General features: G+C 71.4%; 18 protein-coding genes. 9 read left to right on the top strand and 9 right to left on the bottom strand.

The window, feature by feature from the left end; all coding sequences use genetic code 11:
• Window positions 1-66: 66 nt before the first annotated feature.
• Together LMH63_RS06515 and LMH63_RS06510 are read left to right on the top strand one after the other, a co-directional pair.
• Window positions 67-636 carry an OsmC family protein gene (locus LMH63_RS06515; protein WP_109677129.1) on the top strand — a complete coding sequence of 190 codons (570 nt, stop codon included), beginning with the start codon at window positions 67-69 and terminating at the stop codon, window positions 634-636.
• Window positions 633-1,988 carry a flavin-containing monooxygenase gene (locus LMH63_RS06510; protein WP_109677131.1) on the top strand — a complete coding sequence of 452 codons (1,356 nt, stop codon included), beginning with the start codon at window positions 633-635 and terminating at the stop codon, window positions 1,986-1,988. The genes LMH63_RS06515 and LMH63_RS06510 overlap by 4 nt, the downstream gene beginning before the upstream one ends.
• Here LMH63_RS06510 and LMH63_RS06505 read toward each other — a convergent pair whose 3' ends face one another.
• The 3 genes from LMH63_RS06505 to LMH63_RS06495 are packed head-to-tail and all read right to left on the bottom strand — an operon-like array spanning window position 1,989 to window position 4,494.
• Window positions 1,989-2,681 carry a glutathione S-transferase C-terminal domain-containing protein gene (locus tag LMH63_RS06505; RefSeq protein WP_109677133.1) on the bottom strand — a complete coding sequence of 231 codons (693 nt, stop codon included), beginning with the start codon at window positions 2,679-2,681 and terminating at the stop codon, window positions 1,989-1,991.
• The gene (locus LMH63_RS06500) at window positions 2,678-3,877 is read right to left on the bottom strand and encodes a CaiB/BaiF CoA transferase family protein (protein ID WP_109677136.1); all 1,200 of its coding nucleotides are present in this window, start codon (window positions 3,875-3,877) and stop codon (window positions 2,678-2,680) included. Before LMH63_RS06500 ends, LMH63_RS06505 begins: the two co-directional genes overlap by 4 nt.
• Window positions 3,874-4,494 carry a flavin reductase family protein gene (locus LMH63_RS06495; RefSeq protein WP_109677138.1) on the bottom strand — a complete coding sequence of 207 codons (621 nt, stop codon included), beginning with the start codon at window positions 4,492-4,494 and terminating at the stop codon, window positions 3,874-3,876. Before LMH63_RS06495 ends, LMH63_RS06500 begins: the two co-directional genes overlap by 4 nt.
• A 130-nt stretch (window positions 4,495-4,624) precedes the next feature.
• Between LMH63_RS06495 and LMH63_RS06490 the strand changes: the two genes are divergently transcribed.
• The gene (locus LMH63_RS06490) at window positions 4,625-6,061 is read left to right on the top strand and encodes a ferredoxin reductase family protein (protein WP_158280322.1); all 1,437 of its coding nucleotides are present in this window, start codon (window positions 4,625-4,627) and stop codon (window positions 6,059-6,061) included.
• Window positions 6,062-6,215: 154 nt separating this feature from the next.
• On the opposite strand, the gene LMH63_RS06485 is transcribed toward LMH63_RS06490, so the two are convergent.
• Window positions 6,216-7,634 (bottom strand): MBL fold metallo-hydrolase RNA specificity domain-containing protein, encoded by a 1,419-nt coding sequence (locus tag LMH63_RS06485; RefSeq protein ID WP_109677142.1) that lies wholly within the window; start codon window positions 7,632-7,634, stop codon window positions 6,216-6,218.
• Between the two features lie 162 nt (window positions 7,635-7,796).
• Between LMH63_RS06485 and LMH63_RS06480 the strand changes: the two genes are divergently transcribed.
• Window positions 7,797-8,795 (top strand): ABC transporter ATP-binding protein, encoded by a 999-nt coding sequence (locus LMH63_RS06480; protein WP_109677143.1) that lies wholly within the window; start codon window positions 7,797-7,799, stop codon window positions 8,793-8,795.
• Complete coding sequence (locus LMH63_RS06475; protein WP_109677145.1) at window positions 8,792-9,553, top strand: ABC transporter permease; 762 nt, start codon at window positions 8,792-8,794, stop codon at window positions 9,551-9,553. The genes LMH63_RS06480 and LMH63_RS06475 overlap by 4 nt, the downstream gene beginning before the upstream one ends.
• Before the next feature lie 16 nt (window positions 9,554-9,569).
• On the opposite strand, the gene polX is transcribed toward LMH63_RS06475, so the two are convergent.
• A complete protein-coding gene (gene polX / locus LMH63_RS06470; RefSeq protein WP_109677147.1) occupies window positions 9,570-11,321 on the bottom strand; it encodes a DNA polymerase/3'-5' exonuclease PolX in 1,752 nt (583 codons plus the stop codon).
• Window positions 11,322-11,945: 624 nt separating this feature from the next.
• On the opposite strand from polX, the gene LMH63_RS06465 reads away from it, so the two are divergent.
• From LMH63_RS06465 to LMH63_RS06455, 3 genes are all read left to right on the top strand, one after another.
• Window positions 11,946-13,547, top strand: coding sequence for a winged helix-turn-helix domain-containing protein (locus tag LMH63_RS06465; RefSeq protein ID WP_109677149.1), 1,602 nt, complete (start codon window positions 11,946-11,948; stop codon window positions 13,545-13,547).
• Between the two features lie 82 nt (window positions 13,548-13,629).
• The gene (locus LMH63_RS06460; RefSeq protein WP_109677151.1) at window positions 13,630-13,932 is read left to right on the top strand and encodes an MTH1187 family thiamine-binding protein; all 303 of its coding nucleotides are present in this window, start codon (window positions 13,630-13,632) and stop codon (window positions 13,930-13,932) included.
• Window positions 13,933-13,972: 40 nt separating this feature from the next.
• Window positions 13,973-15,208 (top strand): MFS transporter, encoded by a 1,236-nt coding sequence (locus LMH63_RS06455; RefSeq protein WP_109677153.1) that lies wholly within the window; start codon window positions 13,973-13,975, stop codon window positions 15,206-15,208.
• A gap of 72 nt (window positions 15,209-15,280) precedes the next feature.
• Here the strand turns inward: LMH63_RS06455 and LMH63_RS06450 are convergent, their stop codons facing one another.
• The 4 genes from LMH63_RS06450 to LMH63_RS06435 all read right to left on the bottom strand — a co-directional run bounded on the left by LMH63_RS06450 (window position 15,281) and on the right by LMH63_RS06435 (window position 21,389).
• Window positions 15,281-18,910, bottom strand: coding sequence for an ATP-binding protein (locus tag LMH63_RS06450; protein ID WP_109677154.1), 3,630 nt, complete (start codon window positions 18,908-18,910; stop codon window positions 15,281-15,283).
• An 80-nt stretch (window positions 18,911-18,990) separates the two neighbouring features.
• Window positions 18,991-20,025, bottom strand: a complete 1,035-nt coding sequence (locus tag LMH63_RS06445) for an aldo/keto reductase (RefSeq protein ID WP_109677156.1) — start codon at window positions 20,023-20,025, stop codon at window positions 18,991-18,993.
• Between the two features lie 67 nt (window positions 20,026-20,092).
• Window positions 20,093-20,590: an inorganic diphosphatase gene (locus LMH63_RS06440; protein WP_109677158.1), complete on the bottom strand. Its 498-nt coding sequence runs from the start codon at window positions 20,588-20,590 to the stop codon at window positions 20,093-20,095.
• 37 nt (window positions 20,591-20,627) lie between these two features.
• Window positions 20,628-21,389: a polyphosphate kinase 2 family protein gene (locus LMH63_RS06435; protein WP_109677160.1), complete on the bottom strand. Its 762-nt coding sequence runs from the start codon at window positions 21,387-21,389 to the stop codon at window positions 20,628-20,630.
• 108 nt (window positions 21,390-21,497) lie between these two features.
• On the opposite strand from LMH63_RS06435, the gene LMH63_RS06430 reads away from it, so the two are divergent.
• Window positions 21,498-22,952 carry an AsmA family protein gene (locus LMH63_RS06430; RefSeq protein WP_109677162.1) on the top strand — a complete coding sequence of 485 codons (1,455 nt, stop codon included), beginning with the start codon at window positions 21,498-21,500 and terminating at the stop codon, window positions 22,950-22,952.
• Window positions 22,953-23,003 lie beyond the last annotated feature (51 nt).

The raw sequence follows: 23,003 nt of genomic DNA, 5'->3' as shown, positions 1-23,003 counted from the left end.
TGCTCCGCGAGCCTGTGCGCGTCCGGCCGATGCGCGGCCGGCCCACCAGCCAACGGAGAGACGAGCATGAGCGTACAGACCCCCTACCCCGCCGCCGTGGACAACGGCGTCAACGTCGAGGCCCTGCTGGGCGCCCGCCAGGCGCTGGCCGAGGCGCCGGAAGCCGCCCGCTTCCAGTGGCGCGCCACCTGCGAGTGGCTGCGCGGCACCCACAGCACCGCCGAGGTCGAGGGCTTCCACGGCCTGGGCGAGCCCCAGCAGCATCGCAGCCGCTTCCACTTCGAGATGGATCACCCGGAGGTCTTCGCCGCCGAAGACCACGGCGCGACCCCAGTGGAGACGGTGCTGGTGGGCCTTGCCGGCTGCCTCACCGCCGGCGTCGCGGCCGTGGCCCAGAACCGCGGCATCCAGCTGCGCTCGGTCCGGGCCGTGGTCGAGGGCAGCATGGACATCCAGGGCATCCTCGGCATGGACCCGGAGGTGCGCAACGGCTTCGACGACGTGCAGGTGCGCTTCGAGATCGACGCCGACGCCTCCCGGGAGGAGATCGAGGCCCTGGTGGCGCAGTCCCAGAAGCGCTCCGCGGTCTACGACATCCTCACCAACCCGACACCGGTGAGTGTCAGCGTTCGATGAGCGCGGCGCACCACCAAACCGGTCGCGGCCGGCCCGGCACCGTGGACGTCGTCGTCCTCGGTGCCGGGCATTCCGGCCTCGCCATGAGCCACTGCCTCGCGGAGCGAGGGATCGAACACGTCGTCCTCGAGCGCGGCGAGGTGGGCAACGCCTGGCGTCACGAGCGCTGGGCGTCCCTCAGGCTGCTCACGCCGAACTGGCAGAGCCGCCTGCCCGGCTACCGCTACCACGGTGCCGACCCGGACGGCTTCATGACGATGCCGGAGGTGGTGGACTTTATCGCCGGCTACGCCCGACAGCTGGCCGCCCCGGTGCACACCGGCACCACGGTGACCTCGGTTACCGCCATGGAGGGCGGCTACCGGGTGCGCACCGACCGCGGCGAATGGCGCTGCCGGGCGCTGGTCATCGCCACCGGCGCCCGCAACCTGCCGGCGGTACCGGCGCTCACCGCCGCCGTGCCGCCGGAGATCTTCACCATCCACCCCCTCGCCTACCGCCAGCCGGAGCAGCTGCCGCCCGGCGGCGTGCTGGTGGTGGGCGCCTCCGCTACCGGCGTGCAGCTCGCCGACGAGCTGCAGCGCTCGGGGCGGCCGGTGACCCTCGCCGTCGGCGAGCACGTGCGCGTGCCGAGACGCTACCGCGGCCGTGACATCCAGTGGTGGCTCGATGCTGCAGGCATCCTTGACCAGCGCTACGACGAGGTGGACGACCCCGTGCGGGTGCGCCACCTGCCCTCGCCCCAGCTCGTCGGCAGCCCCGAGCATGCGACCCTGGACCTCAACGCGCTCGGCGCGCGCGGCGTGCATCTGGTGGGGCGGCTAGCCGGCCTGCGCGACGGTCGGCTGCAGTTCTCGGGGTCCCTGCGCAACGTCTGCGCCCTTGCCGACCTCAAGCTCGGCCGCCTGCTGGACACCCTCGACGCCTGGGCCTCGGCCAACGGCCTCGACGAGGCCGCCCACCCGCCGGAGCGACTGCCGCCGACGCGGCTGCCGGAGCGCCCCGTGCTCGAGCTCGACCTTCGCCGGGGCGCCATCCGCAGCATCGTCTGGGCCACCGGCTTCCGGCCGGACTACCGCTGGCTGCACCTGCCGGTGCTCGACCGCAAGGGCCGCCTGCGCCACGACGGCGGCGTGGTGGCCCCCGGCCTCTACGCCCTCGGCCTGCCCTTCCTGCGCCGGCGCAAGTCGAGCTTCATCCACGGCGCCGAGGACGACGCCCGCGAGCTCACCGCACACCTGGTGGAGCATCTGCGGCGGAGCACCACCGGGCGCCTGGTGCCGGTTGCCGGCTGGACGCCGCCTGACCACCCACCGGGATGGAGCATTGCGCCGGACCCGGCCGCGGGCTGACTACTCCCGTTGCCCGAAGAGGATGCGCCGCTCGGTCTCGTCCGGCGGGCCCTGCCGGCGGTACGCCCTGCCGAGGTCCACGGCCCGCTGCACCGCCGGCCGCGCCTTGATATCCGCACGCCAGCGGCTGACCTCCGGGAATCCGTCGAGGGGCTGGCCGAGCGGCTTCGCGATCAGTACCCACGGCCAGGCGGCCATGTCGGCGATGGTGTAGTCCTCCCCCAGCAGGTAGCGGCGCCCGCGCAGGCGGCGCTCCAGCACCGAGAGGCAGCGGTGGTACTCGTCGGCGTAGCGGCGGTGGGCGTAGGGGTGCTCGCCCTCGGCGTAGTTGACGAAATGACTGAGCTGCCCCGCCATGGGGCCGAGGTTCCCCACCTGCCAGAACAGCCACTCCTCGCATTCCTTGCGCGCCAGGGCACCCTCCGGCAGGAAGCGCCCCTCGCGGCGGGCGAGGTAGAGCAGGATCGCCCCGGACTCGAACACCGGCACGGGCTCCGGGCCGTAGTCCGCCGGCGGCGCGTGGTCGACGATGGCGGGCATGCGGTTGTTCGGGCTGATGGCCAGGAACTCCGGCCGGAACTGGTCACCGCGGCGGATATTCACCGGGATCATGCGGTAGGGCGTGCCGCACTCCTCCAGCAGGATCGCCACCTTCCAGCCGTTGGGCGTGGGCCAGTAGTGGAAGTCGATCATCGCGGCCCCTCCCCGAGCACCCCCTTGGCCACCAGGCGCTCGATCTCCGCCTCGCCGTAGCCCGCTTCCGCCAGCACCGCCCGGCCGTGCTCGCCGAGCCTTGGCGCCGGCGCCCCCACCGCAGCGGCGTCATCGAAGGTAGCGGCCGGCCGCGCCTGGCGCAGGCGCCCGGCGCTGGGGTGATCCTGCTCCAGGACCAGGGCGTTGGCCTGCACCTGGGGGTGGGCGATCATCTCGCTGCGGGTGAGCACCGGGGCACAGGGCACCCCCGCCGCCTGCAGGCGCTCCAGCCACTCGCCGGCACTGCGCTCGCGCAGCACCTCCTGGGTGAGGACGAGGCGCTCGTCCACATGCTCCTGGCGCAGCGCCGGCGTGGCGAAGCGCGGATCTTCGAGCCACTGCGGGCGCTCCAGGACCTCGCACAGGGCCCGCCACTGGGCATCGGTCTGCACCGCCACGCTGATGTGGCGGTCGGCGGTCTCGTAGATGAGGTCGATGAAGCTCGCCGCCTGGGCCTGGGGCAGCTCGTCGCCGACGAAGGTCTGGCTGCCCATGTCCGAGTGCCAGAGGAAGTCCACCACCGCGGCGAGCATCGACACGCGCACGTGGGTGCCACCCCCGCCACGCTCCCGGGCGAGCAGCGCGGCGGTGATGGCCTGGGCGGCGAGGTAGCCGGTGAGCTTGTCCGGCAGGATGGTGCGCACCAGCCGCGGCCGGGCCTCGTCGCTGCCACCCTGGACGGTGGCGAGGCCGGAGAGCGCCTGCACCAGCGGGTCGTACACCGGGCGCGCGGCATAGGGCCCGTGTTCGCCGAAGCCGCTGATGGAGCAGTAGACGATATTCGGCGCCGCCGCCCGCACCGCCGCCTCGTCGAGGCCCATGCGCTCGATGACCCCGGGGCGGAAGTTCTGCATCAGCACGTCGGCGCGCCCGGCGAGTCGCAGCGCGACCTCGCGGCCTTCCGGGCGCTTCAGATCCAGCACCACGGAGCGCTTGCCGCGGTTGTTGTTCAGGAAGTTGGCCGACTCGCCGCCACGGCGGTTGGCCGCGGCGCGGGTGTAGTCCCCCGCCGGCGGCTCGATCTTGATCACCTCCGCGCCCTGATCCGCCAGCACCATGCTCGCCAGCGGCCCCGAGACCACGGCAGTGAGGTCGAGGATGCGGTAGCCGGCAAGGGGCGCGTTCGCTGGGCTCATTGCGGTCGATGCATCCGGAAGCGATGCGCGGCGTCGATGGTGAAGTAGTCCGCCGGCCCCCCGCCGCGCAGGATGGGGTCGCCAGCGGCGGTGTCGTAGATGCCGTCCCGCAGCAGCCGCTGGTCGATGTGCACGCCCACGACCTCGCCGAACACCATCCACGTCTCCACGCGCGCTCCGCCGGCGGTCTGCAACTGCACGATCTGGCTGACGCGGCACTCGAAGGAGACCGGCGTCTCCGTCACCCGCGGCACCGAGATCACCCGCGACGGCGCCGGCGTGAGTCCGGCGAGCGCGAACTCATCCACGTCCGCAGCGACCGCCGCGGAGGTCATGTTCATCGCCTCGGCGAGCGCCCGGGTCGCCAGGTTCCAGCCGAATTCCCCCGCCTCGCGCAGGTTCCGCACCGTGTCCTTGTCGCCGACGCTGGCGAAGCCGACGATGGGGGGACGGTAGTTGAATGCATTGAAGAAGCTGTACGGCGCCAGGTTCAGGGCCCCATCGGGGCCGCGCGAGGAGATCCAGCCGATGGGGCGCGGCGCGATGATGGCGTTGAACGGGTCGTGGGCAAGGCCATGACCGCGGGCGGGCTCGTAGAAGTGGACATCGTCTCTCATGGGGATCCCTGGGCGGAGGGCGTGGCCGCGGAAGCCGCAATCCTTGCAGCTTCGCGTGGCCGGGTCGAGCCGCCGGCCGCCGGCGCCTCGGCTATCCTTTCCCGGATCTCCTGCCGCACGAGGCGACACCATGTCCGCTAGCCGCGCCGCGCTCTGGCCGCTGGCCTATCTCGCCGCCATCCTGCTGCCGCTTGCGCTGGCGCTGCTCGCCGGCCGCCCGGGACGGCCCTTTGCGGTAGAGCTGTCGGCCGCGGTTGGTATGGCGGGATTCTCCCTGCTGCTGCTGGAGTTCGTGCTCTCGGGCCGCTACCAACGGATCAGCGCGGACGTCGGCATGGACGCCGTCATGCGCTTTCACCAGGCCATGGCCTGGGTGCTCCTGGTGCTGCTGCTGATTCACCCCTACCTCTACGCCCTCTTCCCCCGCCCCACCGGGCTCGTGGATGGCCTGCCGGCCGCCCCGCCGGCCGACAGCGCCGTGGGCGGCGCCAGCGGCATGGTGGCCTGGATCCTGCTTGCCGCGCTCATAACCCTGTCGGCAGTGCGCGACGATCTGCCCGTGCGCTATGAGACCTGGAGGCTGAGCCACGGATTCGGCGCACTGCTGGTGGCCGTGCTCGCTGCCGCGCACACGATCCTGAGCGGACACCATGCGGCCGCACCGGCGCTCGCCGGCTTCTGGATCGTGGCCACGGCGCTCGCCGCGCTCACGCTGCTGCGCGCGTACGTCCTCAAGCCCCTGCTCCTCCGGCGACGTCCCTGGCGAATCAGGGACGTGCGCGCCCTCGCCCCCGGGATCCACGAGCTGCGCCTCACACCCGACGGCCATGCCGGCCTCCCCTACCAGGCCGGTCAGTTCGTCTGGCTGCGCTTTCAGGACCGGCTGCCGGGCCTCACGGAGCACCCGTTCTCTCTGGCCAGCAGCCCGGCGGAGGGGCCCGAGCTACGCTTTCTCATCAAGGCGAACGGCGACTTCACCGGGGGCATAGGCGACCTTCCCGAGGGCCGCCGCGCCCTCGTCGACGGCCCGTACGGCCGCTTCGGCGCCGCCCTCGAGGATTCCGAGGCGAGCGGCTTCCTGCTGATCGCCGGCGGCGTCGGCCTCGCCCCGATGCTCGGCCTGCTGCACACCCTCGCCGCGGCCGGCGAGACCCGCCCGGTGCGGCTGGTAGTGGCCAACGCCGATGCCCGGGAGATCGTCCTCGACAAGGAGCTGCAGGGCCTGGCCGAGCGGCTCGATCTGCGGGTCACACGCGTGGTGGACGACCCGGATCGGCCCGACGGCGCCCTGCCGGGGCCCGTCGACACCGCCCTGCTCGCCGAGTGCCTCACGGGCGCCGAGCGCGCGCGCTGGCAGGCCTTCGTCTGCGCGCCGCCCGGGATGATCGACGCTGTCGAGGGCATGCTGGAGGCGCTGGGCCTGCCCGCCTCGCGCGTGCATGCCGAGCGCTTCCGCTACCGCTACGGCCTCGCGAGCCCCAGCGCCCGGCGCAACCTGCGCCTGCAGGCGGTGGTCCTCGCGCTGGTGCTGGCGGCGGTAGCGGCCTTCGCCCTGGCCGTGGGCTAAACATTAGCGAGGGGCTCGACGCGCCGCCCGGGTCAGCCTCGGTCGCGGGGAAGCTGGCATCGGCACGGGCATTGCGATGCCGGGCGGGAGCGCCCGGGCACGGCCGATTCCGCGCCTGCGGAGTCGCCGGGGCATGGCGGAAGCCGGTACCCCGTCAGGATTCCGGGCGTTCCAGCCGCGGCCGCTCCAGGTCGACGGTCTCGCCGTAGCGCATGGCCTGGGCGCGGGTGCCGAAGTCCGCCCGCAGCCGGGCGACGAAGGCGTCCTGGGCCCGCGGCTCGCCGTGTACCACAGCCACCGGCGGGGCGTCCCGGAAGTTGGCGTACCACTCGAGCAGACCCGCCTGATCGGCGTGGGCCGAGAGCCCATTGACCGTGTGCACCTGAGCCTGGACGCGAATGGTCTCGCCCCAGAGCCGGATATGGCGCGCGCCATCCACCAGCGCCCGTCCGGTGGTGCCGGCGGCCTGGAAGCCGCTGATCAGCACATGGGCGTCGCGCCGCCAGACGTTGTGCTTGAGATGATGGCGGATGCGGCCGCCGTCGCACATGCCGCTGCCGGCGATGACCACCGCCCCCGAGCGGATGCGGTTGATGGCCATGGAGTCCTCGGTGCGCTCGCTGAGGTGAAGGTTCGGCAGCTCGAACAATCCTCCGTGACGGCGCTCGAAGGCGCTGGCCCGCGAATCGTAGAGGGCGGTGTGGCGGGCATAGACGCGGGTCGCGGCAATGGCCATCGGGCTGTCGAGGAAGATCTCCCAGTCGCCCAGCCCCCACTCGGCGAAGTGACTGCGAAAGGCGTACAGCAGCATCTGGGTGCGGTCCACCGCGAACGCCGGCACCAGCAGATTGCCGCCGGCCTCGCGGGCGTCGCTGAGGATCCGGCCCATCTCCTCCCAGGTGGCGTCCCAGGGACGGTGGTCGCGGTCGCCGTAGGTGCTCTCCATGACCACCAGATCGGCCTCGGTCAGCGGTTCGGGGTCACGCAGCACCGGGGTGCCGCGGTGGCCGAGGTCGCCACTCATCACCACGCGGCGCCGCCGGCCGGCTTCCTCGAGGTCCAGCGCGATCACCGCCGAGCCGAGGATATGGCCGGCGTCGTGGAAGGTCGCGGTGATGCCCGGCGCCACCGCACAGGGCTCGCCGTACTCCAGCGGGTCGAAGCGCGCCGCCGTGGCCCGGGCCTCGGCCCGCGTGTAAAGCGGCTTCACAAGCTCCAGGCCCTTGCGCCGGCGCTTGCGATTCTGCCACTCGGCCTCCTTCTCGTTCAGGTAGCCGGCGTCCTCCAGCATGATCCGGCAGAGATCCACCGTGGCCGGGTGGGTGATAATGCGGCCCTGGAATCCCTGACGCAGCAGCAGCGGCAGGCGACCCGAGTGGTCCAGGTGGGCATGGGTCAGCAGTACCGCATCGAGCCCCGCCGGATCGAAGGTAAACGGGTCGTGGTTGTGGCGCTCATGATGCGGGCTGCCCTGGATCAGCCCGCAGTCGACGAGCACGCGCCGGCCGCCCACCTCGAGCAGGTGGCACGAGCCAGTGACCTCGCGGGTGGCGCCAAGGAAAGTGATGTGCATGGCGGTGGACTGCTCCGGGACCGAGGTACGCTCACAGCGTAGCTGCCGGCGGTCGTCGCGTCGCGAACGATCCGCGACCGCTGCTGTCCACCCGCGAACCGCCGCTCCGGCGGGTGTACCCTGATTGATGAGCCATCCGCGCTGGCAGGAGCCTGCAGAATCGTGCCCACTTCCGCCGAACGTCGTGCCGTCGACGCCCCCGCTGTCTCGCCTCGGGCGGATGCCCCGCCGGTCGCCGGGGCAGGCGTCATCAGTATCCGCCACCTCGACAAGACCTACGACTCCGGATTCCAGGCGCTCAAGGGCGTTAATCTCGAGATCCGCCGGGGCGAGATCTTCGCCCTGCTCGGCCCCAACGGGGCCGGCAAGACGACGCTCATCAGCGTTGTCTGCGGCCTGGTCAACCCGAGCGGGGGCGAGGTGCGCGCCGACGGCCACGACATCGTGCGCGATTTCCGCGCCGCCCGCTCGCTGATCGGGCTGGTGCCCCAGGAGCTCGCCACCGAGGCCTTCGCCACGGTCTGGAACACGGTGAGCTTCAGCCGGGGCCTGTTCGGCAAACCGCCGGATCCCGAGCACATCGAGCGCGTGCTGCGCGACCTCTCTCTGTGGGAGAAGCGCGACAGCCGCCTCATCACCCTCTCTGGCGGCATGAAGCGCCGGGTGATGATCGCCAAGGCGCTCTCCCACGAGCCGCGCATCCTGTTCCTCGACGAGCCCACCGCCGGCGTCGACGTGGAGCTGCGTCAGGAGATGTGGGAGCTGGTGCGCGGGCTGCGCAACAGCGGCGTGACCATCATCCTCACCACGCACTACATCGAGGAGGCCGAGGAGATGGCCGACCGGGTGGGGGTAATCAACCGCGGCGAGATCATCCTGGTGGACGAGACCCGCGAGCTGATGCGCAAGCTCGGCCGCAAGCGCCTGGTGATCCAGCTCGAGACGCCCTGTGCCACGCTGCCGCCGGCACTGACCTCCCGGGGCCTCGAGCTGGCCCGGGATGGGCATGAGCTCGTCTACACCTACGAGACCCACGACCATCCCGCGATCGCCGACCTGCTGGAGGAACTGCGCCAGGCGGGCCTGCGCTTCCACGATCTGCATACCGAGCAGAGCTCGCTGGAGGAGATCTTCGTGAGCCTGGTGCGGGAGGACCGATGAACCTGCATGCGGTGCGCGCCATCTACGGCGCGGAGCTGGACCGGACGCGGCGTACGCTGCTGCAGAGCATCATCTCGCCGGTGCTCTCCACCTCGCTGTACTTCGTCGTCTTCGGCGCGGCCATCGGCTCGCGCATCAACGAGATCGACGGCGTCAGCTACGGCGCGTTCATCGTGCCGGGGCTGATCATGCTGATGCTGCTCACCCAGAGCGTGTCCAACGCCTCGTTCGGGATCTACTTCCCGCGCTTCTCGGGCACGATCTACGAGGTGCTCTCGGCGCCGGTGTCGTTTCTGGAGATCATCCTCGGCTTCGTCGGCGCCGCAGCGACCAAGTCGCTGCTCCTGGGGCTGCTGATCCTGGGCACGGCAACGCTGTTCGTGGACCTGCAGATCGCCCACCCGTTCTGGATGCTGGCCTTCCTGGTGCTCACCGCGATCACCTTCAGCCTGCTCGGCTTCATTATCGGCATCTGGGCGGACGGCTTCGAGAAGCTGCAGCTGGTGCCGCTGCTGGTGATCACGCCGCTGACCTTCCTCGGCGGCACGTTCTACTCCGTGGACATGCTGCCCCCCTTCTGGCAGGGCGTCTCGCTGCTGAACCCGGTGCTGTATCTCGTGAGCGGGTTTCGCTGGAGCTTCTACGGCCTCGGCGATGTCAGCGTCGGCGCCAGCGTGCTGATGATCCTGGCCTTTCTGGCGGTGTGCGTGACACTGGTGTGGTGGATCTTCCGCACCGGCTACCGGCTGAAGGCGTGAGCCGGCGGGCGGCGGGTCACGGCCTTGGCCGCAGGACCCGTCGCAACGCCGCAAGCGGCAGCGTGTTGACGACCTGCTCCGAAGTCACCCACGCCCGCCGGGCCTGATCGACGCCGAAGCGCGCAAGATCGAGGTTGGCCACGCTGTGGGCATCGGTATTGATGACCAGCCGGCAGCCTTTCTGGAGCGCCAGCCGGACGTGACGATCACACAGGTCCAGACGTTTGGGCTGGGCGTTGATCTCTACCGCCACCCCCTTCTCCGCGGCCGCGGCGAGGCAGCGTTCCAGATCGATGTCGATGGGCTCCCGGCGGCCGATCTCCCGCGCCGTGGGGTGGCCCCAGATCATGCAGTGCGGGTTGTCCAGGGCGCGCAGGACGCGCTCGGTCTGCCGGTCCCGGGGCAGATCCAGGTGGAAGTGGATCGAGCAGACGACGATATCCAGCGCCGCCAGGACCTCGTCCGGAAGATCCAGCCGCCCGTCCTCGAGGATGTCCACCTCGCAGCCCTTGAGCAGGGTGATGTCCGATAGCTCGGGCTGCAGCGCGTCGATCGCCTCGCCCTGGCGGCGCAGGCGCTCCGCGTCGAGGCCGTTGGCCACCCGTACCCGGGGGCCGTGGTCGGTAATGGCGAGGTACTCCAGGCCCCGCTCGGCGGCGGCCCGCGCCATTGCCTCCAGGCCCGCCTTGCCGTCGCTCCAGTCGGTGTGCGCGTGGAGGTCGCCGCGCAGGTCCCCGGGCTCGATCAGGGCCGGCAGCGCATCGGTCTCGGCCGCGGCCACCTCGCCCTGGTCCTCGCGCAGCTCCGGCGGGATCCACGCCAGCCCGAGGGCGCGGTAGACGCCGGCCTCGTCCGCGCCGGCGAGGGTCCGGCCACCCTCGAACAGGCCGTACTCGTTGAGCTTCCAGCCGCGGTCGATGGCGCGCTGGCGCAGCACCACGTTGTGCGCCTTCGAGCCGGTGAAGTAGACCAGCGCAGCGCCCAGACTCTCTGCCGGCACCGCCCGCAGGTCCACCTGCAGACCGCCCTCGAGCACCACGGTGGAACGGGTGGTGCCGTGGGAGACGGTGCGCTCGATGGCGTCGTAGGCGAACAGTCGCGCCATCACGCTGTCACCGTCGCTGCTCACCGCGACGATATCCAGGTCGCCCACGGTCTCCTTGCGCCGGCGATAGCTGCCGGCAATCACCACGTCGCCGACGCCGCTACCCCCGGCCAGCCACTCGCGCAGCGGCTCCGCCAGGCGCTCAGCGGCATCGAGCCGCGTGCGCCGCTCGCCCCGGGCACGCAGCTGGCGGATGCCGGCGAGCAGCGCCTGCTCCTTCTTCGGCCCGAACCCGGGCAGCTCGCGCACGCGTCCCGCCTCGGCGGCCGCGGCAAGGTCATCCAGGCCGCGAATGCGGAAGGCGTCGTACAGGGCCTTGATCCCCTTCGGCCCGAGCCCCTTCACGGCCATCAGGTCTGCCAGCTCCGGCGGCACCCGCACGGCGATCTCCTCCAGCGGCGGGAGCACACCATCGCGCACGCGGCTCTCCAGCGCGGCCGCGATGTCCTTGCCGATGTGGGGGTACGCGGTGAGATCGGCGCCCTCGGCAACCGCGTCGGCGAGCCGCTCTCCCAGGCCCTCGATGGTTTCCGCGGCATTCCGCCAGGCACGCACCCGGAACGGGTTTTCCCCGGCGATCTCCAGCAGGTCCGCGAGCCGCGCACAGTCAGCGGCAACAGCCTGGTTGGAGACGGCGTGGCGGCTATCGTGGTGTCGGGTCATGGCAGGTGCAGAGTAATGCGACCAGTGGCAGGAATCTGGTCGCCAAGCCGCGCTTCGTGACTGACGCCAGAGCGCATAGTCAACGGTAATCGCCGCCGCAGTCCAGCGGCTTCGATCTGCGAAAGGGCACAACCCCTGCGGTGGTGGCGCTGATCCATGGACTCGCGGTTCCCATGATCACCGCGGCGCGCCACAATAATTCGCAAACAATCCGGCGCTAGGGTCAATCCCGCACCTCCATGCAGGAGACCCGTCCCATGCTCAAAGATCCGCTCTGCTCCACCTGTCAGCGGCCCGTCGTCATCGATTTCTACGAGCACCTCCGCCAAGCCCCCCTCGCAGCGTTCAGGGCCGCGGAGGCCACCTGTCCCGATTGTCAGCGCATCGCTGCGCGGCGCCTGCCGCCTTCCCCTCCGCGCTTTGGAGTCCGTGCCCTTCTGGCAGGCCTCAGGCGATCCTGAACCAGCGGCCGTGGCCGGGTCAGCGTCGGGTGGCATCGCGCCCTGCACTCTCTACACTGCAGGCGGGACGGCGCTGAGAGCCGCGAGTACCGAGCAGGGCTGCCGTCGAACAGGGGTCCGGCAAGCCGTTAGGGGGGTGGGCACTGGGGCTCGAGCAGGGAGGATGCGCTATCTCGACTGGCAGCTGAGCAGCGATCTGGGGGGTGCCACGCACCTCGGCAGCGGACGTTCGGTTCGCTTCACGCGGGCCGAGCGCCGCCTGCTGCGGGCGCTCCTGGACCACCCCGGCAGCGTGCTGAACCGGCAGCGGCTCCTCGACGCCATGGCCGGGATCGGCAGCGAGGCCACGGACCGCAGCGTCGACTTCCTGATTAATCGACTGCGACGCAAGCTGGATGACAGCGCGCGCGCACCGCGCTACATCGAGACCCGGTACGGCGAGGGCTACGCATGGATCGCCCCGGCCGCCGTCGACGCCTCGCCTGCCAGCGGCGCGTTCCTCGCCATCGGCCCGGTGCGCGCGGGGTTCGGCTCTTCGGGCTGGGAGGCAGAGGCGGCGCGTTACTTCGTCGACGGCCTTGCCCGCGCCTTTGACCAGGCCACCGTCCGCGGCAAAGCGGTGGCGATTGATCCCGACTGCCCTGAAGCGGACGCTTTCCCCGGAACACCGCCTCACTACACCGTCGGGCTGCATTTCGTGATCGGTCACGACGGGCGGCTCGACTGCACCGCAATGCTCCGCGACTTCCCTCGCCGACGCCTGCTCGCCAATCGCAGGCTGACCGTGGCGGCAGACGCGCATGCGGCGCCGGAAGCGCCCTGCGCGGAGCTCGCCCGCTCCCTGCTGGACGGCCTCTGGTTCAGCATGAACTACACGCGCCGCTACCCTCCAGCGGCCGACGACGAGCCCTTGGCACTGCGCCTGCATGGCACGGCGCGAGAGCTGGCAGCGGATTGGGCGACTTCCTGGCGGGAGGCGGAGCGCCGGCTGCGGACATGGCTCGCGGCCTCGCCGGAGGACCCCGAAGCGGCACTCATGCTGGCCACCACGCTGCACACGAAGTACGTGCTGCAGGGGCCGGAGCTGCTTGCCGCTGGCGATCCGCGCCCGGCGGACGAGGCCGAGATGCAGGCGCTCACGGAGGCGGCCCTGCCCCATGTGCAGGGCAGCGACCTGTTCGTGCTGGCCGGTGCCCGCATACTCCACTTCGCATGCCCGGAGGCCCGAGACCGCGCGGTGCGCCTCGCAGAGGAAGTATTCGAGAACGGGACCGCCCTGGGGGCGGCCTATGGCACTTTGGGTCAGCTACGCCTCGCCGAGGGGCAAGTTGCAGAAGCCGTCGCCCTGTTCGATCGCGCCTTGGAGATGGCGCGCCCCCGAAGCCGGTATCGCAGTGTGCTTCTGATGCTGAAATGCCGAGCCCTGGTGGCGGCCGGCGAGGAGGCGCAGGCCCGGACCGTCGCCGGGCTCCTATACGGCTGCGATGCTCAGGCACGCGCACTGCTCCCCCTGTTGTACGCCGCCGATGACAGCATCGACTGCTCGGCAGAGTTGGAGCTTGTGCTGGCCCGTCTGGACGCGCCGCGGGCACGAGGCGCCCTGCTGGCGCATCATTACCTCGCCGCACGACTGCTCCCCCGGCGTATCCAGCGTCAGCGACTGATGGACCGCCCGGCGCGCCTCCTGACGGCGCATTTCGGTCCGGCTATTCTCCCGGGGGAGGTGCTGCCCGATATTCCGGCGAAGCTACGAGCCGTCGGGTAACACCTCGGCGCTCGGCTAGGATGGGCGGCGTGGCAGGTCCGCAGGACATGCCGATGCGATCCAGCACAGGCGGAGGAATGCCATGCGGGTTCAGGTGGAGCTGTGCGTGGTGCCGATCGGAGTAGGCACCTCGCTGGGGCAACAGATCGCGACATGCCAGGACATTCTCGAGGCAGCCGGGCTCGAGACCCGGCCCCACGCCTACGGCACCAATGTAGAGGGCGACTGGGACACCGTGTTTGCCGCAATCCGCGAGTGCCATGAGCGCCTGCACGCCGACGGCGTGCCGCGCCTGTTCACGAGCATCAAGGCCGGCACCCGCATCGACCGCGAGCAGACACTGGATGACAAGGTGCGATCGGTAGCCGAGCGCCGGCGGCGCTGACCGCCGGCGACGCCTCCGGCAACCATCAGAAAAACCGCCAATGTCTTCACGTACCGCTGCCGAAGCGCAGCTCACCCCCGCACGCATCCGGGTAATCTGCGCCGCCCGGATCCTGCTGTTCGCCACGTTCATGACCGTGGCCGCGTGCATACCGGTGCTGGTGGATGCCTGGCGCCTGAGCGCGGCGGCGGCCGGGGCCATCGTGTCCAGCTTCACGGTGGGTTACGCCCTGTCGCTGTTCGGCTTCGGCTGGGCTGCCGACCATCTCGGCGCCCGCCGGATGACCGAGCTCTCGGCCGTGGCCGCTGCCGTCACCAGTGCGCTGTTCGGCCTCCTGGCCGACGGCTGGTGGTCGGCAATGCTGCTGTACGGACTCGTGGGCCTCGCCCAGGGCGGGGTCTACACGCCACTGATCATGGTGTTCTCCGACGACGCGCCGCCGGAGCGCCGGGGCAACGCCATGGGCTGGCTCATCGCCTCGACCTCGGTGGGCTATGCCACCTCGCTCGGTGTGGCCGCCATCGGCATCGCCCTTGGCGGCTGGCAGGTGGCCTTCATCGTGAGCGGCCTGCTGCCCGCGCTCGGCGCCGCCGTGCTCCTCGCCGCACTGCGCGGGTTGCCCAACCGCATACACGAACGCCCGCCGCGGGCGCGGCTGGCCGAGGAGGTCGTCGGCAACCGCGGCGCGCGGCTGCTGATCGGCGGCTACGTCGCCCACAACTGGGAACTGCTGGGCATGTGGGCCTGGCTGCCGGCCTTTCTCGCCACCGGGTTCGCGCTCTCCGGCGGCGCCCTCACCGGCGCCACGGTGGCCGGCGCCTGGCTCGGCGGCGGGCTGCATCTGTTCGGCGCCACAGCGGCCTTCTCCATGGGACACCTGTCGGACCGGACCGGCCGGCGCCCGGTGCTGGTCACCCTGGCGCTGGCGGGCACGGTGCTCTCCTGCGCGATTGGCTGGCTCGTGCAGGCGCCGGCGGCGGTGCTCATCCCCCTGGCGCTGGCCTACGCCTTCGTCTGCCTGGGGGACTCCCCGGTGCTCACGACCGCCCTGGCGGAGCAGGTGCGCCCCGGCTATCTCGGCGCCACGCTCGCCTGGCGAAGCCTCGCCGGCTTCGGTGCCGGCGCCGCCGCGCCGGTGGCCTTCGGCGCGGTGCTGGACATGGTGCGCAGCGTGCACGCGGCGCCAGCGCTCGCCTGGGGCAGCAGCTTCGTCGTGCTGGGGATCGGCGGCGCCATCGCAAGCCTGTGCGCAGTGCGCCTGCCACGGCCCCGATGACACCGCCGCGGGCCCAAGCGCGGCGCAGGACCGGCTGTTGGATCCGCGGCCGCCAATCGATGAGACTCCGGGTCAGGCGTTGACCAACACCTCGCGCAGCTTGGCGGCCAGCTCGGCTCGGCGGTAGGGCTTGCGCAGGAAATGCGCGCTGGTCCCGGCATCGTCATGGGCCTGCACCCGGTCCGGGTAGCCGGAGGTGAGCAGAACGGGCAGCCCGGGCCGGACGCGGCCCACCGCCTCCGCCAGCGCATAGCCGTCCAGCCCGCCGGGCATGACCACGTCACTGAACAGCAGATCGAAGTCGGACGCCCCGCGCAGCATGCCCAGCGCCTCCCGGCCGTCGCGGGCGCTCGTCACCCGATAGCCCAGCCCCTGCAGGACGTCGGCCGTGTGCTCCCGAACCAGGGCATCGTCCTCCACCAGCAGAATGTGCTCGCCACCGCCTCCTTCCCCGGCAGCGCTTGCCGCGGCGCCACCGTCGCCGGCCTCGTCGGCGGCCTCGGGCAGATACAGGCGCACGGTGGTACCGGCGCCGGGCGCGGAGTCGAGGCGGGCGAAGCCGCCGGACTGGCGCATGAAGCCGTACACCATGCTGAGCCCGAGGCCACTGCCGGCACCGGCCTCCTTGGTGGTGAAGAAGGGCTCGAAGGCATGCGCCGTCGTTTCCTCGTCCATGCCGGCACCGGTGTCGGTGACCGAGAGGCAGACGTAGTGGCCGGGCAAGGCGTCCTCGCCCCAGTCCGCATGCGCCGAGTCCATCGCGACGCCGCGCAGCTCGATCTGCAGGCCACCCCCGTCGGGCATGGCGTCGCGGGCGTTGAGACACAGGTTCAGCAGCGCGTTCTCCAGCTGGGCAGGGTCCACCAGCGCCGGTCGCGGCGCCGCACAGACCACCAGCTCGACGCCGATGTCGTCACCCAGCGTGCGCTCGAGCAGTGGGCACATGCCCGCCAGCACCTCCTCCACACGAGTCGGCCGGGGCGCCAGCGACTGGCGGCGCGCGAAGGCGATGAGATGGCGCGTGAGATCCGCGCCCCGCTCGGCGGCCGTGCGAATCATGATGGCCTGGGCGCGGCCGGAATCGTCCTCGGGCAGCGAGGCGCCCAGGTTCTCGGCCGCCCCGAGAATCACCGTCAGCAGGTTGTTGAAGTCGTGCGCCACGCCCCCGGTGAGCTCACCCACCGCGCTCAGGCGCTCGGACTGGCGCAGCTGTGCGGCGGTGCGCTGGACGTTGACGAAGCGCCCGAGGTGGGCCGCCACCGCCTCGACCATCGCCCGCTCCTCGGGCAGGAACGTCGCCTCGCGCGCCAGCAGGCTCGGGCGCCGCTCCCGGTAGCCGACGGCCACTTCCCCGATGGGCCCATCATCGCCCCAGATCGTCGCGCTGCAGGTCTCCTCCGCGTCGTCCCAGCCCGGGCTGGTAAAGCGTTCACGGCCGACGCGGACACATGCCACCGCCACCGCGTCATGCAGCATCGCTGCCGGCAGGGTCTCCACCACGCTGGCGCAGACCTCCGCCAGCGCGCGGTCTGGCTCCACCGTCGCCTCCAGCACGCGGTAAAGGCAGTTGAGCTCCTTGACCCGCTCGCGCAGCGCGTACTCGGCGCGCAGCTGCTCGCCCACGTCCCGGAAGCTGACCACCGCTCCGCGGATCGTGCCATCCCCGGCCTCCAAGGCGGCGCATTCGTAGGCCACCGGCAATGGGTCTGCCTCCGCCACGCGCCGCAGCCAGGCGTGGCGAACGCTGCGCCGCCGGCCGTCGGCGAGCGTGTGCAGGGCAGCGTCCGCCTCTCCTTCGCAGGGCCGGATCCAGGCCGTGAAGGGCTCGCCCGCCACGGTGGCCGCATCCGCGCCGGCAAGGGCCCGGGCTGCGGCGTTCTGGCGCTGGATGCGGCCCTCGGCGTCCAGCACGTAGAGGCCCTCTGCCATGGCACCGAGGACGATCTCGGTCTCCTCCCGCGCAGCCGCGCGCTCCGATACCAGACGCTGGCGCTCGAGAACCATCGACACGTGGCGGGCGATGAACCGGGCCAGGGACCGGAGCGCTGCGGAGGCCCCATCGTCGCCGGGCACCAGTGCAATCACCCCCATGGCCTCGCCAGCGCCGTCGCGCAGGACCACCCCAAGCACGGTGACGGCTTCGCCGCCCGGGGCCAGCGGACCGCCCTCCGCGGCATCGCCGGACAGCGTGACCACGGTGAGGTCATCGCTGCCGGCCAGCCGCCGGGCCAGCCCTTCGCCGATTGGGCCCTCGTCGGCCGGGGGCCGGGCGGCAATCAGCCGGAAACCGGATTCGCCGTCACGCAGCCACGCGGCGCACCGCCGCGCGCCGCCATGATCCACCAGCGCATCGACCACGCCGGCCAGCAGCCGCTGGTCATGATCTTCCGCGAATACCGCCTGGCAGATGGCGGAAAAGCGCCCGAGGGCAATGCGGGCAGTATCTAGCGCCCGGCCGAGGTCGGCCATTTCGCTGACCCGGGTGCGCACGGCTGGCGATTCGCTGAATTCCAGCGCGGCGACCCGCTCGACTTCGGCGGTGAAACGCTCCACCGGCCGCGCCAGCAGCCGGCCCGCCCACCAGACCAGCGGCGCCGCTATCATGGCGACGATGCCGAACAGCTGCAGCAGACGCGTGCGCATGGCCTGCGGTACCGCGGCCAGGCCCGCGACCGGCACCGCCATGGCCAGCCGCATGCCCTGGTCGTCCAGCGGGCTGACCACGCCGAGCCAGTCCGCGCCTCCGACCGCCAGCCGCCGCGGCGCCGCCGTCGCGCCGACTTCGGAAGCCGCCAGCGCCGTGAGCACGGGCACGCCCAGCGCGGCGACCTCCGGCAGGCGCGCGTCGTCCCGTGCCGGGTCGGCGAGGCGCGTCTCGCCCAGCAGCCGCAGGATGCGCTCCGGCTCGGAATAGGCGATCACCGCATCGTCGGGCCCCAGCACCGCGGCCTCGGTCCCGCTCGCCGGCTGCTGCGAGGGCAGGCGCGCCGAAATGTCCCGCAGCGACACGTCGATCCCCGCGATCGCCCCGGACGCTCCGCGGCGAGCAGCCGTAATGCCCGGTTCGCGAGTGGTGTAGAAGATATAGGGCGCCGTCACGATGGTCCGTGACGTCGCTGCGGCCTGTCGGAACCAGGGACGCGTCCTCGGGTCCAGCGCGTAGGTGACGCCTTCGCGCGCCTCCAGGGTATTCAGCCGGGCGTCGAGGAAGTCGAAGCGCGGCCCGCTATCGAATACCCACTGGGCGAGCCAGCGGGCGCCCTCGGGCGCTGCGAGGCGCGCCGCATGGGGACCCATTGGGCGCAGCAGCAGGAAGTCGCCGTCCGGCCAGCCGACATAGGCCGCCGAGACCCCGGGGACCGCGCTCAGCACCGTGGCCAGCACGTACAGGTGCTCCCGCCGGGCACGATTGTCCGTGGCGGCGGCCAGTGGCGTGGCGGCGAGTGCCGCCGCCGCGCCCCGGGCCGTGTTCTCGAGTCGGCGCAACTCCTGCAGGGCCAGCTCGGCGCTGCCGCTGAACGAGGCCCGCACGCTCTCGTCCACCAGTGCCTGGGTGCTGCGACCAGCCATCGTGCCAGCGGCGAGGGCGATCACGCCGAACAGGATCAGGAAGGCGGTGGTGATCTGAACCCTAAGCGGCAGCACCAGGCCGGGTTGAGTCCGCACCCGGCGCTGGCACCGCTCGTCGTCGGATCCCGTCATTGGCTGTCGGCTTCCCCTGCCCGGCCCGCTGCAGGGGCCGACGAAACCGGCCCCCCACTACTGCCCTCAGCGTAGCTGATTCAAGGCGCCCGGGGGCGGCCCTCAGGCGGGTAGGAAGGGTCCACGTACTGGGCGATGGCACTGGTACCGGGGGGGACCAGTGCGTCTACGGCGGACTCGTCGTCGGCGTCCGGCGCGTGATCGAGGCCGGCGAAATAGCCCTGCCACTGGGCCAGCGTGCGCGGACCGGCCACGATGCCATGCACCAGCGGGTTGGCCAGTGCCCAGGCCACGGCGAAGGGCGCCAGCGCGCCGCCACGGCCCTCCACGTGCTCCCGCAGACGGGCCGCGGCCGCGATGTTTTCCGGATGGTACTCGGTGGCGAGCATGCGGCGGTTGCCGGCGGCGGCGCGGCTGTCCGCCGGCGGCTCGGCGCCGGGCACGTACTTGCCCGTGAGCACGCCACGGGCCAGCGGGCTGTAGCCCATCACGCCGACACCCAGGGCAGCACAGGCCGGCAGCAGCTCGAGCTCGGCAGCGCGGTAGAGGGCGTGGTAGTAGACCTGCGCCACCACCGGGCGATCGATGCCTTCCTGGTCGCAGAGGTCGCAGATCCGGGCGACGCGCCAGGCGCGGTAGTTGGAGACGCCGAAGTAGCGGATGCGGCCCGAACGGATGAGGTCGGCCACCGCGCGCACGGTCTCCTCCAGCGGCGTGCCATGATCCTCCTTGTGCAGATAGAGCACGTCGATGACGTCGGTCCCGAGACGGCCCAGCGACGCCGCCGTGGCGCGCTCCAGGTGCCGCCGGGAGACGCCGCGCTCGTTCGGCCCCTCGCCCATGGCCATGCCGGCCTTGGTGGACAGGATCCAGCGATCGCGGTCGGCGGCGATCAGCTCGCCGGTGATGGTCTCCGAACGGCCGTGGGAGTAGGCGTTGGCAGTGTCGATCATGTTGACGCCACGCTCGCGGGCGTCGTCGACGATGCGGGCGGCCTCCTCGCGATCCGTGCGGTCACCGAACATCATGGTGCCGAGGGCGATGCGGGATACGTGGAGACCGCTGCGGCCGAGGCGGGTCAGCGGCACGCCTGCCTGGGGGTCGGACTGGTTCATGGAAGGGTTCCTTGTGCTCTGCCGGGCCGCGACGCACCGGGCCCGCAATGGGATCGCGACGACGACCTTAGAACGGTACGGGTGGTCCGCGCCAGTCGCTCGGGCGGGGTGACGCGCGCTGCAGCGCCGCCTGCGCCGCGCCCCATCCCGTACAGCGGCCGTCCGTGGGGAGTCCGCGCAGGAGATTGAGCCCGCGCTTGGCGCAGATGTAGACGCGGAAGAACCCGACGACGGCGGCACGTGTCCGCCACCCGAGCGGCTGCTCGCTGCAGATCAGCTTGTCGTCGTAGAGCCGCCGCTCGGCGAGCCCCACCGCCCCCCGGACCGGCACCGTCAGACGCGTGCCGATGGCAAGGCGAGGCCCCAGAACCACCGCATCCAGCAGATCCCCCTCCCCACCCAGCCAGGCCGGCACCGAGCCGTAGTTGAACGGACACGGCAGCGGCGAGACGAAGTCGACGTGACCCGTGGATCCGCGCTTGAGGAAGCTCCCGCGCGGAATCTCGATCACCACCTCGACCCGCGGTGGGGACTGCGAAGCATGGCCTCGTGTGACGGCATCCATGGGCGCAGCATACCCGCCCGGCCGCAGCCTGCGTGGATCACGGCAGGCGCCGGCGGGACAGCGCCGGTTCCGTGCCCTGGCGACCTGCGGCGGACGCCAGGGCCTCCACCACGACGCGTAGGGCGGCGAGTCGCGCATAACGCTTATGGTTGGCGCCGATCACGCTCCAGGGCGCCGGCGTGGTGTCGGTTTCGCGAAACATCTCTTCGGCCGCGGCGATGTAGTCGTCCCAGCGTGCCCGGTTGCGCCAGTCGTCCTCAGACATCTTCCAGCGCTTGAACGGGTCCTCCAGGCGCTCCTCGAACCGGCGCAGCTGCTCGTCAGGGTCAATGTGAAACCAGAGCTTGCACAGCACCACGCCGTCGTCCACCAGGGTCCGCTCGAGATCGTTGATTTCACGGTAGGCGCGCCGCCACTCGGCCGGCCGGGCGAGCCCCTCGACACGCTCGACCAGCACCCGCCCGTACCATGAGCGGTCGAAGATCACCAGCTCGCCAGGTGCCGGCAGACGCTGCCAGAAGCGGTAAAGGTAGTGCTTGGCTTGATCGCGCGGATCCGGTGGACCGATCCGGTAGACCTTGTAGCCGCGCGGATCCAGCCGCTCCACCAGCCGGCGCACGGCACCGCCCTTGCCCGCAGCATCCATACCCTCGATATTGACGATCGCCCGCCCGCCATCACGCAGGAAGCCCTGTTGCAGGGTGAGCAGATCCAGCTGCCAGGCCTTGAGCAGCCGCCGGTAGTCGGCCTTGCTAACCGCACCGCCCATGCGCAGCCGCGACAGTCGCGCTTCCTTCATTGCCCTGATGGCCTCCTGTTCACTGCTTCGGAGCCTGCCTGCCCTGCTTCGGAGTACCGCCGCAGCGCTTCCCTATACTGGCCGTCAGAGCTCGCAAAGGATTCCCCCATGCCCCACAGCCCGGCCGAATCGGCGACCCGCCACGCGGGCCCACTGCGCTCCCGGCGCGCCCTCCTCGCAACGGTGGCTCTCCTGGCGCTGGTTGCAGTCGCCCTGATCGCCGCGACCGCAATGGACCTGGGTTTCCTGCGACCGCGGCTCGAGCGTACCGCATCGGAGGCGCTCGGCCAGAACGTCCGTATCGAAGGCGCTGTCGGGCTGGACCTGCTAGCCGGGCCTGCGCTGACGCTCGACGCAGTCCGCGTCGGCGACGGTGAAACCCCGCTATTCCGCGCCGAGCGCCTGCGGCTGCGGCCATCGGTCGTGGAGCTGCTGCAGGGCACGGTGAGCCTCGCTGCCGTGCACGCGAGTGGTGCCGCGATCCACCTGGTCCGCGGCGAAGAGGGCAGCTGGCCCGCCGCAGGCGGTGGCGATGCCGCGGGCGAGACACCCTCACTCCCTGCAATCAGCCTGAAGGACACCTCCTTTCGCTATCGGGATGAGGCAACGGGTCCGGAGATTCAGGCCGACGGCTGTCAGCTGACGCTGCCGCAGATCCGTCTCGCCGCGGCGCCGGACAGGGCAACACTGCAGCGCCTGTGGCTTGACGGCGCGCTCGAGTGCGCTCGGGTGCAGCGCGGAGCGCTCGTCATCTCCGGGCTCCACGCCAACCTGCAAGCCGACGGTGGTCAGCTCGCCGCCACCCCGCTGCGCGCTGCGATCTTCGACGGCGAGCTGGACGGTGAGCTCCGGGCGGACGTCACCGGCGGCACACCCGCCTTCGAGCTCGCGTACCGCCTGCGCGGCTTTGCGCTGGAGGCCTTCCTCAACAACCTCGCCAGCGAGGCGGAGGCCAGCGGCCGCATGGACCTGGAGGTGACCCTGGAGGCTCGGGGACACGACCGGGCGGGGCTCACCCGCAGCCTGAACGGGCGAATCCGGCTGGGTGGAGAGTCGCTTCGCGTGGAAGGGGTGGACCTTGACCAGCGGCTCGCCGAATACCGTTCCACCCAGCGCTTCAATCTGGTGGACGTCGGTGCCTTCCTCTTCGCCGGGCCCGCCGGTCTCGCCGTCACCAAGGGCTACGACTACACGCGACTGCTACGAGGCGGCGACGGCAGCACGCAGATCCGGCAGCTGGCTTCGGTCTGGCGGATCACCGACGGCATCGCGGCGGTGGAAGATGTGGCCCTGGCCACCGGGAGCAACCGCCTGGCGGCGCTGGGCGCACTGGACATCCCCGAGCAGCGGTTTCAGGACTTCCGTGTACTGCTGGTGGACGAGCGAGGCTGCGCGGTGATGGAGCAGGCCATCACCGGCACCTTTGCCGACCCGGGTATCGCCGAGACCAGCATGGTGGCTTCGCTGCTCGGCCCGCTGACCAGCCTGGTGGAACGCGGCGTCGAGGCACTGACCCCGGACGACTGCGAGCCGGTCTACACCGGTTCCGTATCGCCACCCTGACCTGCCGGTCATCGCCGAAGCGTCGCGTCCGTCCGGAGCGCACTGCCCGCA

Origin of the sequence: Spiribacter halobius (genome assembly GCF_020883455.1) — a bacterium.
GTDB lineage: Bacteria > Pseudomonadota > Gammaproteobacteria > Nitrococcales > Nitrococcaceae > Sediminicurvatus > Sediminicurvatus halobius.
The sequence above is the reverse complement of the archived record's forward strand: the minus strand, read 5'-3'. Positions and strand labels throughout refer to the sequence as shown.

What these genes read in the sequence shown, in the direction of transcription:
- LMH63_RS06515 (WP_109677129.1), top strand. Translation starts at nt 67, where the DNA reads ATGAGCGTACAGACCCCCTACCCCGCCGCCGTGGACAACGGCGTCAAC.
- LMH63_RS06510 (WP_109677131.1), top strand. Translation starts at nt 633, where the DNA reads ATGAGCGCGGCGCACCACCAAACCGGTCGCGGCCGGCCCGGCACCGTG.
- LMH63_RS06505 (WP_109677133.1), bottom strand. Translation starts at nt 2,681, where the DNA reads ATGATCGACTTCCACTACTGGCCCACGCCCAACGGCTGGAAGGTGGCG.
- LMH63_RS06500 (WP_109677136.1), bottom strand. Translation starts at nt 3,877, where the DNA reads ATGAGCCCAGCGAACGCGCCCCTTGCCGGCTACCGCATCCTCGACCTC.
- LMH63_RS06495 (WP_109677138.1), bottom strand. Translation starts at nt 4,494, where the DNA reads ATGAGAGACGATGTCCACTTCTACGAGCCCGCCCGCGGTCATGGCCTT.
- LMH63_RS06490 (WP_158280322.1), top strand. Translation starts at nt 4,625, where the DNA reads ATGTCCGCTAGCCGCGCCGCGCTCTGGCCGCTGGCCTATCTCGCCGCC.
- LMH63_RS06485 (WP_109677142.1), bottom strand. Translation starts at nt 7,634, where the DNA reads ATGCACATCACTTTCCTTGGCGCCACCCGCGAGGTCACTGGCTCGTGC.
- LMH63_RS06475 (WP_109677145.1), top strand. Translation starts at nt 8,792, where the DNA reads ATGAACCTGCATGCGGTGCGCGCCATCTACGGCGCGGAGCTGGACCGG.
- polX (WP_109677147.1), bottom strand. Translation starts at nt 11,321, where the DNA reads ATGACCCGACACCACGATAGCCGCCACGCCGTCTCCAACCAGGCTGTT.
- LMH63_RS06465 (WP_109677149.1), top strand. Translation starts at nt 11,946, where the DNA reads ATGCGCTATCTCGACTGGCAGCTGAGCAGCGATCTGGGGGGTGCCACG.
- LMH63_RS06460 (WP_109677151.1), top strand. Translation starts at nt 13,630, where the DNA reads ATGCGGGTTCAGGTGGAGCTGTGCGTGGTGCCGATCGGAGTAGGCACC.
- LMH63_RS06455 (WP_109677153.1), top strand. Translation starts at nt 13,973, where the DNA reads ATGTCTTCACGTACCGCTGCCGAAGCGCAGCTCACCCCCGCACGCATC.
- LMH63_RS06450 (WP_109677154.1), bottom strand. Translation starts at nt 18,910, where the DNA reads ATGACGGGATCCGACGACGAGCGGTGCCAGCGCCGGGTGCGGACTCAA.
- LMH63_RS06445 (WP_109677156.1), bottom strand. Translation starts at nt 20,025, where the DNA reads ATGAACCAGTCCGACCCCCAGGCAGGCGTGCCGCTGACCCGCCTCGGC.
- LMH63_RS06440 (WP_109677158.1), bottom strand. Translation starts at nt 20,590, where the DNA reads ATGGATGCCGTCACACGAGGCCATGCTTCGCAGTCCCCACCGCGGGTC.
- LMH63_RS06435 (WP_109677160.1), bottom strand. Translation starts at nt 21,389, where the DNA reads ATGAAGGAAGCGCGACTGTCGCGGCTGCGCATGGGCGGTGCGGTTAGC.
- LMH63_RS06430 (WP_109677162.1), top strand. Translation starts at nt 21,498, where the DNA reads ATGCCCCACAGCCCGGCCGAATCGGCGACCCGCCACGCGGGCCCACTG.